This is a genomic window from Pseudomonas putida, assembly GCF_022627325.1.
Lineage (GTDB): Bacteria > Pseudomonadota > Gammaproteobacteria > Pseudomonadales > Pseudomonadaceae > Aquipseudomonas > Aquipseudomonas putida_X.
This window is the reverse complement of sequence record NZ_JAETZZ010000041.1, coordinates 1-501: the sequence shown is the minus strand read 5'-3', so window position 1 is coordinate 501 and position 501 is coordinate 1. Positions and strand designations below refer to the sequence as shown.

General features: G+C 49.3%; 2 tRNA genes and 1 rRNA gene. All 3 read left to right on the top strand.

Annotated features, from left to right (window positions below):
- A 16S ribosomal RNA gene (locus JNA92_RS25615) occupies positions 1-78 on the top strand; the annotation flags it as partial.
- 77 nt (positions 79-155) lie between these two features.
- Positions 156-232, top strand: a tRNA-Ile gene (locus JNA92_RS25610).
- Positions 233-238: 6 nt separating this feature from the next.
- Positions 239-314, top strand: a tRNA-Ala gene (locus JNA92_RS25605).
- Positions 315-501: the final 187 nt, after the last annotated feature.

Genomic DNA, 501 nt, shown 5'->3' with positions numbered 1-501 from the left:
ACCACGGTGTGATTCATGACTGGGGTGAAGTCGTAACAAGGTAGCCGTAGGGGAACCTGCGGCTGGATCACCTCCTTAATCGACGACATCAGCCTGCTGATGAGCTCCCACACGAATTGCTTGATTCATTGTCGAAGACGATCAAGACCCTATATAGGTCTGTAGCTCAGTTGGTTAGAGCGCACCCCTGATAAGGGTGAGGTCGGCAGTTCAAATCTGCCCAGACCTACCAATATGCGGGGCCATAGCTCAGCTGGGAGAGCGCCTGCCTTGCACGCAGGAGGTCAGCGGTTCGATCCCGCTTGGCTCCACCACTTCTGCTGTACCTTGATCAAACTCAGAAATGAGCATTCGCTTCGAATGTTGATTTCTGACTTTTGTCAGATCGTTCTTTAAAAATTCGGATATGTGATAGAAATAGACTGAACACCAGTTTCACTGCTGGTGGATCAGGCTAAGGTAAAATTTGTGAGTTCTGCTCGAAAGAGCAACATGCGAATT